This is a genomic window from Leifsonia xyli, from assembly GCA_001647635.1.
GTDB classification, from domain to species: Bacteria; Actinomycetota; Actinomycetes; order Actinomycetales; family Microbacteriaceae; genus Leifsonia; species Leifsonia xyli_A.
Genome location: CP014761.1, coordinates 2,656,923 through 2,671,064, shown reverse-complemented (window position 1 = coordinate 2,671,064; position 14,142 = coordinate 2,656,923). Strand labels below are relative to the sequence as shown.

At 63.9% G+C, this 14,142-nt stretch carries 11 protein-coding genes and 2 pseudogenes; 5 read left to right on the top strand and 8 right to left on the bottom strand.

Annotated features, from left to right (window positions below):
• Positions 1-2: 2 nt before the first annotated feature.
• The 7 genes from A0130_13220 to A0130_13190 all read right to left on the bottom strand — a co-directional run bounded on the left by A0130_13220 (position 3) and on the right by A0130_13190 (position 6,874).
• Positions 3-1,079 (bottom strand): hypothetical protein, encoded by a 1,077-nt coding sequence (locus A0130_13220; protein ANF32500.1) that lies wholly within the window; start codon positions 1,077-1,079, stop codon positions 3-5.
• A gap of 71 nt (positions 1,080-1,150) precedes the next feature.
• On the bottom strand, positions 1,151-1,912 hold the full coding sequence (locus tag A0130_13215) for a glutamine amidotransferase (GenBank protein ID ANF32499.1): 762 nt from the start codon (positions 1,910-1,912) through the stop codon (positions 1,151-1,153).
• On the bottom strand, positions 1,912-2,850 hold the full coding sequence (locus A0130_13210; GenBank protein ID ANF32498.1) for a hypothetical protein: 939 nt from the start codon (positions 2,848-2,850) through the stop codon (positions 1,912-1,914). Before A0130_13210 ends, A0130_13215 begins: the two co-directional genes overlap by 1 nt.
• On the bottom strand, positions 2,847-3,812 hold the full coding sequence (locus A0130_13205) for a 1,4-beta-xylanase (protein ANF32497.1): 966 nt from the start codon (positions 3,810-3,812) through the stop codon (positions 2,847-2,849). Before A0130_13205 ends, A0130_13210 begins: the two co-directional genes overlap by 4 nt.
• Complete coding sequence (locus A0130_13200; GenBank protein ANF32496.1) at positions 3,809-4,633, bottom strand: sugar ABC transporter permease; 825 nt, start codon at positions 4,631-4,633, stop codon at positions 3,809-3,811. The genes A0130_13205 and A0130_13200 overlap by 4 nt, the downstream gene beginning before the upstream one ends.
• Positions 4,630-5,493 carry an ABC transporter permease gene (locus A0130_13195; GenBank protein ID ANF33441.1) on the bottom strand — a complete coding sequence of 288 codons (864 nt, stop codon included), beginning with the start codon at positions 5,491-5,493 and terminating at the stop codon, positions 4,630-4,632. The genes A0130_13200 and A0130_13195 overlap by 4 nt, the downstream gene beginning before the upstream one ends.
• A 163-nt stretch (positions 5,494-5,656) precedes the next feature.
• Entirely contained in the window at positions 5,657-6,874 is a 1,218-nt protein-coding gene (locus tag A0130_13190; protein ANF32495.1) for a hypothetical protein, read from the bottom strand.
• A 262-nt stretch (positions 6,875-7,136) separates the two neighbouring features.
• Between A0130_13190 and A0130_13185 the strand changes: the two are divergent.
• The 5 genes and pseudogenes from A0130_13185 (at position 7,137) to A0130_13165 (ending at position 13,425) form a co-directional block, all read left to right on the top strand.
• Positions 7,137-8,323, top strand: a pseudogene (locus tag A0130_13185) (hypothetical protein).
• A gap of 11 nt (positions 8,324-8,334) precedes the next feature.
• Complete coding sequence (locus A0130_13180) at positions 8,335-9,192, top strand: hypothetical protein (protein ID ANF32494.1); 858 nt, start codon at positions 8,335-8,337, stop codon at positions 9,190-9,192.
• A 369-nt stretch (positions 9,193-9,561) separates the two neighbouring features.
• Positions 9,562-9,741: a hypothetical protein gene (locus A0130_13175; protein ANF32493.1), complete on the top strand. Its 180-nt coding sequence runs from the start codon at positions 9,562-9,564 to the stop codon at positions 9,739-9,741.
• 1,202 nt (positions 9,742-10,943) lie between these two features.
• Positions 10,944-12,008, top strand: coding sequence for a sodium:proton exchanger (locus A0130_13170; GenBank protein ANF33440.1), 1,065 nt, complete (start codon positions 10,944-10,946; stop codon positions 12,006-12,008).
• Between the two features lie 976 nt (positions 12,009-12,984).
• Positions 12,985-13,425: a MarR family transcriptional regulator gene (locus A0130_13165; GenBank protein ANF33439.1), complete on the top strand. Its 441-nt coding sequence runs from the start codon at positions 12,985-12,987 to the stop codon at positions 13,423-13,425.
• 149 nt (positions 13,426-13,574) lie between these two features.
• Here A0130_13165 and A0130_13160 read toward each other — a convergent pair.
• Positions 13,575-14,132, bottom strand: a pseudogene (locus tag A0130_13160) (flavin reductase).
• Between the last annotated feature and the right edge of the window lie 10 nt (positions 14,133-14,142).

Sequence of the window (14,142 nt, the reverse complement as noted above, 5' to 3'; positions counted from 1 at the left end):
GATCAGCGCTGGGGAATCGTCGTCGTCCGATCGCCTGTCGTGGCGTCTGTCCATGAAACCGGGATCGGCGAGCCGACTTCGCACGTTGCCGTCCTTCTCGGTGCTGAGCGCCTCCCCCTTGCCTCATCCAAGACGTCGGCGATGCTGACGCGGGCGCCGCGAAAAGCGGAGCTGACGCTGGCTTCCACCATCGCAAGGCTGGGGATGTTCTCGTGAATGATCGTGGAAGGGAGCGCACCGAAGCGAAGCGCGGCCACGAATTCATCGAGCGCTCCGGCAAGGCCCTCGGTCAGGGAAGGCTCGATGAAGGGATCGAACGATTCGCCGGCGTACTCCGCTGCGGGCGCCCCCTCGCCATCCCACAGAGCGGATCCGTTCGGGCCGCTCGCACGCCATCGCCCGTTCCACGACGTCTCCAGCCCCGGAGAGCACCAGCTGCCCTGGTAACTGAACCGCTTCCCGTCCGTCATCTCGAAGATCGCGGAGGTCGCGGCGGCGCCCTTGTACCAACTCCAGGCCGGATTGAACTCTTCGCAATATACGGCGACCGGATCCGCGTCCAGCAGATAGCGTGCGGCATCGAAGGGATGGATCGCCATTTCGAGGAGAAACGGATGATCCATCTGGTCACGGAATCCGCCGAAGCGCGTCGCGCGGAAGTGCTCTGAGGTGAGAAAGCCGACGGGCCCGCACCTCCGGATCGCGTCGTGGAGAATGCGGAGGTTCCGGTCGTATCGTCGGCTCTGGCTCACCATGAACAGTTCGCCGGCCACGTCAGCCGCGGCAGCTAGTGAAAGCGCCTGCGCGACCGTCTCGGCAGCTGGCTTCTCGCCCAACACCGGTATGCCGTGGGAAAGTGCCTCTACTGTGACCGCATGGTGGGCGGCCGGAATCGTCACGTCGAGCACCGCATCCGGTGCCACGTCCGAAATGAGCTGCGACAAGTCGTTCGAGTATGCCCGCGCATCCGCCACATACTGTCCGGCGGCCGCTTCGGCGGCGTCCACGTTCAGGTCGACGACACCCACGAGCTCGATATCAGAGTGCAGCTGGAGGGTCTGGAGCCAGGTCTGTCCCATCCCGCCCGCTCCGACTTGGACGATTCGTACGGGGCGGTTCGGGTCTTCCAGGGTGCGAAAAGCGCTGGCACTCACCGGGTACCCGCCTGCGCGAAGGCCTCCGTCTGTGCGTGGCGCAGTTCGGGCATCTCGCCATCCCCGTGGACGGGTCCAACCCATCGGGCTCCGTTGGCGATCACGCGCCGGATGTCAGGGTGGAAGTACACCGGGTACTCCTGGTCGCCGGGGCTGAAGTAGAAGATCTTCCCGCGCCCTCGGCGGAAGGTGCAGCCACTTCTGAACACTTCGCCACCGCTGAACGAGCTGATGAAGATCAGTTCGTCCGGGACAGGGATGTCGAAGAATTCCCCGTACATCTCCTGTTCGGGAATGACGATCGGCTGCGGGACACCTTCCGCGATCGGATGAGTCGGATCCACCGTCCAGACCAGCTCCGTGTCGTGCGCGCCACGCCAGGCCAGGCTGCAGGTCGTGCCCATCAGCTTCTTGAAGATTTTCGAGAAGTGCCCGGAATGGAGGACGACAAGCCCCATGCCAGCCAGGACCCTCTCGTGGACCCGGTCCACGACAGCATCGGCGACGTCGTCGTGGGCCATATGGCCCCACCAGGTGAGCACGTCCGTCTGGTCGAGGATCTCGTCGGAGAGCCCGTGCGAAGGCTCGTCGAGGGTGGCCGTTCGAACAGTCGCATCAGTCCCGAGCGATTCGCGTAGCCCCTCGGCGATGGCTCCGTGCATCCCGGAGGGATAGCGTTCGGCGATCGTCGCGTCGGTTTGCTCGTGTCGGTTTTCGCCCCATACCGTGACTCGGAGTGGGCGGCCCTGATGCGTCATTAGCGTCCTTCTATTGGGGTCGATCGGCGGTTCCCCGACGCGGTGATCGAGGAAGACAGAGGATGATCGGCTGGAATCACCCCGAGCAGGGCAACCCCGTCGAGCGGGTCTCCCCGGGGAGCGACGACAGCGGCGGCGGGCCAAGCCTGCCGAAGGGCGACCTCGAGCTGCTCGCGAATGAACGGGTTCTTCATCACACCCCCGCTCCAACTGATCACCGGGGAGTCCTGGGGGCTCCAACCGGTGCGTTTCAAGCCCGTGGTCACCGACAGCGCGAGTTCTGAGGCCGCTGCCCGGGCGATGCGTGCTGCAACCGCATCCTGCTGAATACTGTCCAGGACGTTGTGGGCGAAGGAGGCGACCCGTGCGATGCGGTTCGGATCCGACTGGAAGCTGACATAGGCGAGCTCCGGGTCCGGGAAGTCGCGACGGAGTGCGTCGAGCAAGGAGGTGTGCGGTCCGCGCCCATCATGCGCTCGCATCGCTGCTTCGAGACCCGCCCGGCCGATCCAATAGCCGCTCCCGGAATCGCCCATGATGTTGCCCCATCCGTCGATCCGCGCTTGGCCTGTCGGACCGACCGCAAGGGTCACTACTCCGGTTCCGGCAGCGATGACCGCACCGTGATCTCGTCCGACGCATGCCAGGTAACTGGTCACCGAGTCGTGGGCGACGAGAACACGCACGACACCGAGCCCCGATGATCGCGCCACAACGTGTCGGGCCAGCCGCTCCGGATCGGTCAGACCGGAAATCGCACAGGACACCGTCGTGTCGACGGGGCTGCCCTCGAGCACTGAGCCGACCGCATTGACGATCTGCTCGGGGATGCTCTCGCTCGTTCGCAGGGGGCCGAGAGTCGTGTCGATGACGACCCCTCCTTCGACGACCCGAGCCCGGATCCCCGTTTGCCCGGCGTCCAGCAGTGGCCGCCTCACCGCCCGTCGCCGACCATCATGCTGGTGAAATGCGCGCGAATCCGTTCCGCCGCGGGCTTAGCGAACGGGCAATAGTCGTCGTTCCGGGGAGCATCGACGACGTCATAGAGCCGGGCGGGCCAGTCCCACAACATGAAGCCGCCGAACCAGGGCCGCTTCGCCGTTTCTGCAAACATCTCTGCGTAGTAGGCATCCTGGGTTTCAAGGGAGACGTCACCCTTGAGCTCCCAGTCGTTTGGTCGTGCTGCCGATCCTTCTCGCGAGGGACAGCCCGCCTCCAGGAACAAGAACGGCTTTCCAGCGCTGAGAACCGTCTCCTGGATGCGGTCCAACTGGGCCGTCCAAGTTCCAGCCGGGTAATAGCCGCTGGAGGAGATCACATCGACGGCGTCCCACCAGGTCAGCCGGTCTTCCTGGTACTTGTCGCAGTTGTAGGTGATAGCCCCCGAGTACACCTGCCGAACCTTCTCGATCAGGGTTCGCCATTCGCCCTCTCGGCTGTCGGCGCGGACCATCTCGCAACCGATGCAGAACAGAGGGCACCCCTCAGTCTCGGCGATGCGGGCGTAATGGAGGATGAATTCGGTGTAGGCGGCGAACCATTCCGCCCAGGTGGGCTCACCGGGCACGTCGGCGTCGAAGAAGCCGATGTGCGCTCGCCAGGTGCCGGACGCGCAGTTGACGACGGGTTTCAGGCACACCTTCAAACCGAGCTGCTGTGCGTGGCGGATCGCGGATCGGAGGTCGTCGTCCGTGACCAGCGGTGCCGAACCCCAGCGAATCGTCGTCGACTGCGCGTTCTCCTGCACCCCCTGGAAGGCGATCGTCACCCAGTTGCCGCCCAGGCCGGCGAGCTCTTCCATGCTTTCCCCTGCCGCAGGCGAGCTCCAGTCCTCGGTGTGGCCGACCCATCCCCAGGTGACACCTGCGAACTTCTCGGTGGTGAGAGAGGGGTGGCTCATTTGACAGCTCCTGCCGACAGTCCGCGGTAGATGAACCGCTGGAGGATGAGGAAGATCACCAGAGTCGGGACGATCACGACGATCGCTCCCGCCGAGAGGATCTCCCAGTGGGCCCCATAAGGACCGGTGAAACGGAACAACGAGGTCGAGATGACACCCAGATCCGGATCCGGCATGTACAGGAACGGGATATAGAACTCGTTGTAGATCGCGATTCCCTTGATGATCACCACGGTGGCGATCGCGGGCCGCAGCAGCGGGAGGATCACCTGGAGATAGATCCGGAAGTGACCGGCGCCGTCCAGTCGTGCCGCCTCATCCAAGGATCGCGGGATCGAAGCCATGAACTGCAGAAAAATGTAGATCGCGATGATGTCAGTGCCGACGAACAGAGCGATGGCCGCCCAGCGGGTGTCGAACAATCCGAGCGCGTTGACGATCTGGAATGTTGCGACCTGTGTGGTCACGCCGGGCACGAGCGCGGCGAGCAGGAACAGGGACAGCACCAGGCCCTTGCCGCGGAACTGGAAGCGGTCGATCGCGTACGCGGCCGCCGTTCCCAGAAGGATCGTCCCGACGATCGAGAACAACAGGATGAAGGTCGTGTTGAAGAAGCCGAGCAGCATCCCGCCCTGGGTGAAGGCAAGCGAATAGTTGGCGAGGTTGAACCAGTTCGACGGAGGAGTGAACGCGGTGGTCACTGCGTACTCGTGCGAACTCTTCAGTGAGGCGAACAACAGGGTGGTCAGAGGCAATACCACCACGATCGCCGCCACGATCAGGGACAGGTAGACCAGCGTTCGGGAGAGGACGCGGCTCATGCGAGGTCCACATCGTCGTCTTTGATCAGCAATCGCTGGACGACCGTGACGATCACCACGATCAGCAGGAGAACGACGGCCATGGCCGACGCCAACCCGAACTTGTTGTTCACGAAAGCCGTCTTCACCGTCTGGATGACGAAGGTGGTCGTTCCGTTCGCGCCCCCGAGCATGATGTACGGGATCTCAAAGACGGCGAGGCTGCCCGAGATCGCGAGGATCGATGTCAGTCCGATGATGCGTTTGATGCTGGGAAGGATGATGTAGCGGAACCGGTGCCAGGACGAGGCGCCATCGATCTCGGCCGCCTCGTAGAGGTCGGGATTGATCGACTGGATCGCGCCGATGAAGAGGACGACGTTCAATCCCATGTACCGCCACACCGAGACCCCGGCAAGGGACCAGTTGACCACAGCGGGATCTCCCAACCATTGGCGGGTCAACCCGTTCAAACCAAGGAACTGCAGGGTGAGGTCGAGGGTCCCGCCGGGCTGGAAGAAGAACAGGAAGATGAAGGCAATCGCGACCCCGTTGATCAAATAGGGGAAGAACAGGATGCCCTTGAAGAGATTCCGCAGCGGCAGCTTGAAGCTCAGGATCGTAGCGAAGTAGAGCGCCAAGAGCAGCTGTACGGCGGCCCCGAGGAGGTAGTAGATGCTGACGAAGAACACGTTGAAATACACCGGGTTGGTGAAAATCGTCACGTAGTTCTGGAGTCCGACGAACGGCTTGTCGGGCTCCAGGCCATCCCAGGACGTCACGCTGTACCAGAACATGTTGCCCACAGGGGCGTAGGTGAACACGATCAGGAACGCGAGCGGGATCGCCAGGTAGAGCCACGGGACCAGCTGACGCACCAGCGGCTTGCGCTTGCGCGGAGTCTTGTTGCTGAGCTCGGCAGATGCCAGGTCGGTTGTAGCGTTCACGACTCCGGCTACCGGACGGGAGAGGGTCATCGTCGTCGATACCTTTCTCAAGGTCCGGGCGCGGCGCCCGCCGCGCCCGGACCGTCGGGGATGGGAGTCAGTTGCCGGCTGTCTGGATGCCGTTCGCCCATTCCGAGTTGAGCTGCTTGAAGTAGTCCGCCTTCGTTCCCGGAGCCGCACCGCGGGCGATGTCGACCATCTTCTGGTACCAGGTCTGGTCGGTCAGCTGCAGATTGGCCGCCTTCTGGATGCTCGGGAGCAGGTTCTCCTTGCCCTTCGGGGCCGGGGTGAGCTCGAAGGTCTTCACGCCCAGCTGGTCGAATGCCGCCAGCGTGGCCGGCATCGTGCCGCCCTTCTTCGGGCTGATCCCGCCCTGGTCCGCGGCGTAACCCGAGTCGTTGACGAAGAAGTCCAACCACTTCTTGCTGGTCGCCTGGCACTGCGAGCTCTTGTTGATCGCCACGTTGTAGTCACCCGAGAGCACCGAGGTGAACTTGCCATCGGTTTGCACGGGCAGCGGCCAGAACGCAATGTCGGAGGCGGACGCACCTGCCTGCTTCGCGGCATCGTCCATCTGAATGACGGACCAGGAGCCGAGCATCATCGTGGCGATCTTGCCCCCACCCAGGAGCGTCTTGCTCGTGTTCCAATCGGTGGTGGCGGGATCTGATTCAGTGAGCTTGTCGTGGACGGCGTCGAACAGGATCGAGTTGCCGACGTAGAGATCCTTTCCATCCGTCCAGGGGGCTTTGTCGGTCGCCAGCTGGTTCTGTCCGTCGGCGCCCTGGACGGCTCCGAGGAACTCGTTGCTGTAATTGGTGAGCGGCCAGCCGTCTTTGTAATTGGTGTAGAGCGGGACAGCGCTGGTCTTGGACTTGATGGCGGCCAGATCGGCCATGAACTCATCCGGAGTGGTCGGCGGCGTCGTGACCCCCGCCTGCTCCCAGATTTTCTTGTTCACTACGTAGCCGGTGGCATTGCCGGTCTGGGAGATCCCGTAGGTCTTGCCGCCGTATGAAGCCGCCGCAGTGAAGTAGTAGTCCTTCGAGAGATCGTTCGAGTCGCCCAGAGGGGTGAAGAACTGGGGGAACTGCGAGGGGGTAATCGTGCTCGGGATGAGCAGAACATCCCCGTAGTCTTTCGTGTTCATCCGCGTGCGGACGTCGCCGTCGTAGTTCGTGATGGCCTGGAACTTGACTGTGTGGCCCGGGTTCTGCTTCTCGAACGTCTTGGCGTAGTCGGCGAACGTGGTCTTCACGATGTCCGTGCGGTTCGTCAGAACGGTGATGGTCTTGCAATCGCCGTTGTCTTTCAATGATCCACCGGCGGCCGCGTTGCCGGATGAGGAGCATCCGGCAACGACGAGGGCGATCGAGCCGGCGAGGGCAAGAGCGCCGAGAGCTCGTGTGGTTTGCATGTCATTCCCTTCATTGCAAATGAGTGCTAGGCGGTGATGCTTCGTGTCCACACCAGATGTAAATTTAGTTACTTACCAAAGGTGCTGCACTGATAGTCTCTTATCGGCGCGACCATGTCAACAGTCGCTCTGCGTTCGGATCTGATTGAAGGAGACGGCCGTGACACTCCAGCCGGCGCGACCCGCGTCGAACAGCACTCGCCTTCTCGACATCGTCCGTTCGGCCGGGCCGATCAGCAGAGTCGAGCTCGCCAGACGGATGGCCCTCACCCCCGCCGCCGTCTCCTTCATCGTGCGCGCACTGCTGGACGAAGGCCTCATCGAAGAGGTCGGCCAAGTCGCCTCCGCCGGGGGCAAGCCGCGCACGCTTCTCGCGATCACCGCCGGCGCTCGCTACGGGGTCGGCGTTCACCTCGGACCCAACGAGACGACATACGTGGTCTCCAACATGGCTGGGCGCGTCGTCGGCACTCAATGCGTGTCGCGTCCGGCGCGGCTCCCCCTTCCGAGACCGTCGATGTGGTCAGCGAGGATGTGGGCGCCCTCCTCCGCACCCTCGCGGTCGACCCCGCTGGCGTTGTAGGGATCGGCATCGTCGCACCGGGACCGATCGACTACCCCGGCGGCCGCATGCTCGGCGGCCCCGGCACGGCCGAGTGGTCCTCCTACCCCTTGCGGGAAGAGCTCTCCCGACGGACGGGGCTGCCGGTCGTCGTAGACAAGGACGCCACTGCCGCCGCGATCGGAGAGTTCTGGGGCGGACGTGTGGATGCACCCCTCTCCTTCGCCTGCGTCTACATGGGCGAGGGAATCGGCTCGGGAATCGTCGTCAACGGCTCAGCATTCCGCGGTTCCGCATCGAATGCCGGCGAAATCGGTCACGTCTCGCTCGACGTCCACGGCGACACCTGCCGATGCGGGAATCGTGGCTGCCTCGAGCTCTTTGCCGCACCCACCGAGGTGGTGCGCAAGGCGCGCGCTCGGGGAATGGACCTACCAGGCGGAGACACCATGCCGGTAGCACGTCTGTTCGACGAGATCTCTAGGCGTGCGGTCAGCCAGGATCCGCTCGCCCAGGAACTCATCCAGGAGTCGGCACAGTACATCGCCGAAGGCGTGCTGACGTTGGTGAATATCACCGACCTCGACCTCGTCGTTCTCGCCGGCCCCGGCTTCGCTATCGCGAGCGCCATATACGTCGGCGCAATCCGCGCCGTTCTCGAAGACCGGTTCTTCGCGCGTCGGGCTCACACCATCGACGTTAGGTTCTCCAAGAATCCGCGCGACGCCGCAGCTCTTGGCGCGTCAGCGCTCGTCCTGCAGCATCAGCTGGCCCCGCGATCGTGAGGAGTCGCAGCATGACAGATAACGCGCCGCTGGGTCTGGTGCTGGAACTGGAGCAACAGTACGGCGAGGAGCCGTACTACCACGAACTGACAGCGGGTATGCAAAATGTCCTTCTGGGTGCAGGCACGTCGCTGGTGGTGAAGATCGTTCCGGACGCGGAAACCGAGCTGGAGACCTACCGCTACTGGAAGGACTCCGGGGCAGTTGCCGGGGTGTTTCTCCTGAACCTCCGCATCGACGACCCACGGGTCACTCTCTTGACCGAGTTGAACCTGCCGACCGTCGTCGTCGGCTTCCCCGAGACCGCCGGACAATTCCCCGCCGTCTGGACGGACGACGCGTCGGCGATGGAGCTAGCGGTTCAGCGACTGTTCGACCTCGGTCACCGGCGTATAGGCAGGGTGAGCGGACCAACGCAGCTCGCGCACACCATCATCCGCACCGCCTCGTTCGAATCCAAGTGCGCCGAACTCGGCGTCATCGGCGACATCAACGAAGCACACGATTACACGGAGGCGAACGGGCGCGCCGCGACTGCGGCGCTCGTGGCACGAGAGACCCCGCCTACCGCCATCATCTACGACGACGACGTGATGGCGATCGGTGGACTCGAAGAGCTAAAAGCGCGCGGACTCGCCGTGCCCGGCGACGTCTCCATTCTGGCGTGGGATGACTCCCCCTTCTGCATGCTCTCCGAGCCCCCGCTAGCCGTGATGGGCCATGACATCCAGTCCATCGGCGAGTTGTGCGCGCGATCGATGCTCTCCGAGCTCTCCGGGGTCCGCGAGTCGCACGAGCGGGCGATAGCAACCTTCGTGAAACGCGAGTCCGTGGGGCGAGCTTCAAAGTCCTCGACGACGGGCAGCTGACCAGACCATCTCGGGCCCCCGTGGTGATGGTCTCATTGCACGGGCGAAGGTGACCCAGAGAGTCGCGCATTGTCGACGATCGCTCATCGAATAGTCCGTAGTGCGCGACCTTGACCCCACGCTTCCCGGCTGAGTAGGTTCCGGGGGGCCGACGCCAAGCCCCCCATAAACGTTGGCCGCCGGAGGCCTAGGCCGTTCCGGCGAGGGTCTGAGCATTCGGGTTGCTCAGACCCTCACCCGGCTACCGGGAACTGTGCGCCTTCTCAGGAAGCTATGTCCGCGGCGCTGCAATGGCCCTGGCACCGATAGCGAGCGCGGCGCTATCGTGTGACCCGATTCAGGTACACCTCGAGCAACTGGGAGCAGATAATGGCTGGCAAATTCGAACTGTACAAGTCCTCGAACGGCGAATACCGCTTCCGACTCAAGGCCGGTAACGGCGAGATCATCGCCACTTCCGAGGGGTACTCCTCGAAGGCGTCAGCAAAAAGCGGAATCGAATCCGTGAAGACCAACGCGCAAGACGCCGAGGTTGTCGACCTCTCGTAGTGCTGACATGAGATAACAACATTGCGGACAGCGGCCCAAGCGGTCACACTGAGCCTGCCGTGCGCGGTGTCAGGCGAGGCCGATACTCCCCGATCCACCCTTCCGTGATCAGCCAGGCAGCTGCCGGACCAGGCGGCGCGCCAAGGCGAGAGCGGCGACGGCCGGCCCATCGGCGCCGAGGTGAGCCGCGTTGAGGTATACGCCGTCGATGAGGTTCGCGAGCTCATCCGCACGACTCTGCTCGCCTCCGGACCGCAGAACCAGGTCGATCAACCCGGTGCGCACGTCGGCTCGGCAGTGAGTAGCAGCCAGTTAGGCAGGCTGCACTGGCGCAGCGAATTCGGCGGCGGCGTTCCCGAACAGACAGCCCCGGAAATCGGTGCGACCCACGTCGGCGGCGACCGCATCCAGGATCCCGTCGAGAGGATCGCGCGGATCCGACCGCCCGACCAAGATCTGCAAGCGTCGGGTGTGGTCCTGCTGCGGAGGGCAGTGCTTTTCAAACTGCGGTGTGAGCTGGCCGAGCGTGCATCGTAGGTCGCTGACGCACCTTGCCGTGCCAATCGCGCTCTGACGCGCCCTTCGGGCTACCTCGCCAGAGCGCGGTTGGCACTTACGGTGCTCCCGTTCCCACCGACTCCCTCTATCGAACAGCCCACACAAACAGGTTGACCACCAGGGAGCACAGATCATGAACAACGCGAAGGAACGCACCGCAGGAATTCCAAGCCGAAGCACTCAACGCGTCGCTGAACCGCCAAGTTCAACAACACGCCAATAGCAGCCAATGGGGGTGGTTCCTCGACTTCGCCCGCTCCTTCCGCAGGTACAGCCTGAACAACGTCCTCGTGATCCTCGCCCAACCGGACGCGAGGATGGTCGCCGGTTCCGGCAATGGCAGACCAAACGCCGCCAAGTCCGCAAAGGCGAGCACTCGATCAAAATCTTCGGCTACAGCACAACGAAGACCACCAGCGCGGAGGAGGGCAGCGGCGCCGGAATACCCGGCCCGACGGCTCACCGGCGAGCACGAGGCCATTTGTTGGACCACGCTGACGACGAATCGCCCGACTACTTGCGAAAACGCAACTAAAGCATACGTTTGCAATGGCAACGGCGGCCGAAGGTGGACGCGTCGACGAGCGAAGGAGTCTCTTGATTAGCCATCAGCAAACCCAGCGATGCGGTTCGGCGGTAGACAAATGATGGGGTGGCCGATGTGGCTGTTGATCCTAGTTTTCGTTGTCGCGGCAGCCGTGGTGTGGGTGGCCGGCATTCAGCTTTCCCGCACTACAGATGTGCTTGACTCGCGCCTCCACATCGGTAGTGCGCTCGGCGGCTTGATCGTTCTCGCCATGGCAACAAATCTCCCCGAGATCGCGATCACCGTGAGCGCCGCCTTCTCCGGTGACCTCTCGGTCGCGCTCGGCAATATCCTGGGCGGCATCGCGCTTCAGACCGCGGTGCTGGTCATCCTGGACGGGTTCGGCAAGAGAGGAAAGGGCCTACGACCGCTCACGTATCGGGCGGCGTCGCTGGTCCTGGTGCTTGAAGCAGTGGTGGTCGTCGCCGTGCTGACGATCGTAATGGCAGGCAGCCAGCTTCCATCCCTGGTATTCCTTCGCCTGACTCCCGATGTCGTGCTGATCGCCGTGGTGTGGGTCGTCGGGCTTCTGCTCGTGAAGCGCGCGGGGAAGCAGTTGCCGTGGGAGCAGAAGGGAAACCCGCCAGACGCGTCACCCCATATCGCCGGGCACCGCCGTAGCAAGCCCGAAGCTCCTCATCAGAACTGGAGTACCGCCCGCGTCTGGCTCGTATTCGGCGTCTCCGCGCTCGCCACGCTTGGAGCCGGCGTCGTTCTGGAGGTGAGCGGAGATGCCGCGTCGAAACAGGTGGGCCTCTCGGGGGTTCTCTTCGGCGCCACTGTCCTCGCTCTGGCAACCTCACTGCCCGAAATCTCGACGGGGCTGCAGGCGGTCAAGCAGGGCGATGACAACCTGGCGATGAGCGACATCTTCGGTGGCAACGCCTTCCTCCCGGTGCTCTTTTTAATAGCAACTGTGATCTCCGGACGTGCGGTACTGCCCCAGGCGAACGCCAGCGACATCTACCTCACTGCGCTGGCGGCTCTCCTCACGCTCATCTACTGCGTCGGGCTGGTGTTCCGTCCAACTAAGCGGATCCTCGGAATGGGTGTGGATTCCTTCACTGTGCTCCTGGTCTACCTGCTCGGCGTCGCCGGCCTCTTTACCGTCGCCGCGTCCTAAAGGGGAGAGAGAAATCGCACCATCTAAGGAATCCGATAACCCGCTTCCTGCGCGTCTAGGGCCCGGGCATCGTGACTGGCGCCGCCGACGACGACCCGGCCGGAGTTGCGCCATACACCCAGGAGGGCGGCGCCTACGGCAGCGCGCAGCTTTCGACCGTTCCGGTCGCGCTGCCCATGATGATGGCGGTCCGAGAGAGGTGCGACCGGGTGGCGCTCGCTACAGGTGACAGCCTCAGAAAACTCATCCGGCGCCGGTTCGGTCGCGTAGCACAGACTGTCATCGGAGTTCTTCTAGCTGCCCTCATCGTTGCCAACGTGCTCAGCCTCTCAGCCGACCTGATGGCCATCGGCCGGGCATGCGCCTTCTCGGGGCCGGCCCGGCACCGCTGTGGTCAGCGATCGCCGGGGCCGAGATCGCTATCGCCTTGGAGGCAGGGTCGTTCCGCTGGATCGGACGAATCTTCAAATGGCTGTGCCTCGCCCTCCTGGTTTATATCGGCGTTCCGTTCGTCACGCACGTCGACTGGGCCAGCGTGCTTCGCGGCGTGTTGGGAACCCAGTTCCGGCTGGAGCCGGCCTATCCCGCTCTTGCTGTGGCGGTGCTCGGCACGACGGTTAGCCCCTACATGTTCGTAACCCCATCCGAACTGTTGGTGTTCTCTGCGATCGTGAACGGCATCGCCGCGGGACCCTTCGTCGTCATCGTTGTGCTGATCGCCCGCGACGGCAGGATCATGGGCGAATACCGTAATCGGTGGCTGTCACAAACCCTTGGCTGGACCACCGCGATCGTCATGTATGCCGCAGGCGGATTCGGTGCCTGGTACACCCTGTTCGGCGGCGGACGATGGGAACGACCGCGCGGTTGCGCAGTTCTCGCGCGTGCGCAAACGATTGGCGGTACAACTGAGAGAGTGGATGCCGAGAATGTCGAACTGCAGGATGTGGATGCTGCGCTCATCGCCGTGGACGTCATGATGGGTGTCGCAGCTCGATCGGTGGCCGAGGTTGAAGACATCGTCACCTCCCCGCAGCTGCGAGTGCTCGTGACCATCGCGACCCGAGGCCCGCAGAACCTCGGCGAGATCGCCACAGAGCTCGGCGTTCACGCCTCCAACGCAACACGCACCAGCGAAAAGCTTGTGCACGCCGGGCTGATCTCAAGGACCGAGGATCCCGTCGACCGACGTTTCGTCCGGCTGACTCTCACAGGCCAAGGCGCCGCACTTGTCGACCAGGTGATCGGGCACCGCCGCAAGGCGCTGGCGAACGTGTTGGCAGCGATGAAGCCAGAAGACCGGGCGCGCGCGACCGACGGCTTCCGCGCGTTCGCCCGCGCCGCCGGAGAGCAGCACGCCGACGACGGCCGGTTCACCCTTGTCCGCCCGGGCCTTACCGGAGACGCGCAGGCCTAAGCGGCTCCGCACCGCCAGCAGGCGCCGGGCCCCTCCCGCATGGCGCCACACTCAGGGCACACCGACGTGAGCCAGCAGGCCGCGTCGCCGCCCTCCACCTCGGCCGCTCCGTTCTCGTAGGCGGGCGCCGAAGCGGGGGAGCCACGTGTTCCCAGTGGTTCGCCGAGCGAGAAATACCTGTGGAAGCTGTAGACGATCGGCTGACATACCAGCGGGTCGATGCGGTCGCCGGCACCGACGATGCGCGGATCGGCGTGCACGCGGACAACCTCGGCCTCAGCGATAGCGTAGTCACCATTCACGCCGCGCGTCAGTCTCCGCACCTCCGCCTCCAGCTGCAGCAAGCACTCACGCACCCGCGGCGGGCCGACGAGATCGGAGGGCTGCCGGGTCAGGCCCGCAGCGGCGAACTTGTCGGCACTATATGCGTACCGGTCGGCCTTCTTTTCCGGGACCTCCCTCCGGCCGGTCAGGCCGGCGATCCGCTCGACGGCAGACCACAGTGGCGGCGACGGGAAGTTCACAGTCAACTGCGGCCGATCACCAAGATTGACCAGAGTCTGACCGTCGGTCTCCAGCCCAAGAACCAGCATCCGACCGAGCGCCCAATACGAGGACGCGGGAGCGAGGTTCGCGCTGCCGTCCCCGTTGCTGGTGGCCAGCAACACCACCGGTGAGGCCGCGTAAAGATTCGGAGGGTTCGCCACGGAATGAGCT

Coding starts and splice junctions, on each gene's coding strand:
- A0130_13175 (ANF32493.1), top strand. CDS start 9,562: ATGGCTGGCAAATTCGAACTGTACAAGTCCTCGAACGGCGAATACCGC.
- A0130_13170 (ANF33440.1), top strand. CDS start 10,944: ATGATGGGGTGGCCGATGTGGCTGTTGATCCTAGTTTTCGTTGTCGCG.
- A0130_13220 (ANF32500.1), bottom strand. CDS start 1,079: ATGGGACAGACCTGGCTCCAGACCCTCCAGCTGCACTCTGATATCGAG.
- A0130_13200 (ANF32496.1), bottom strand. CDS start 4,633: ATGAGCCGCGTCCTCTCCCGAACGCTGGTCTACCTGTCCCTGATCGTG.
- A0130_13205 (ANF32497.1), bottom strand. CDS start 3,812: ATGAGCCACCCCTCTCTCACCACCGAGAAGTTCGCAGGTGTCACCTGG.
- A0130_13180 (ANF32494.1), top strand. CDS start 8,335: ATGACAGATAACGCGCCGCTGGGTCTGGTGCTGGAACTGGAGCAACAG.
- A0130_13215 (ANF32499.1), bottom strand. CDS start 1,912: ATGACGCATCAGGGCCGCCCACTCCGAGTCACGGTATGGGGCGAAAAC.
- A0130_13165 (ANF33439.1), top strand. CDS start 12,985: ATGATGGGTGTCGCAGCTCGATCGGTGGCCGAGGTTGAAGACATCGTC.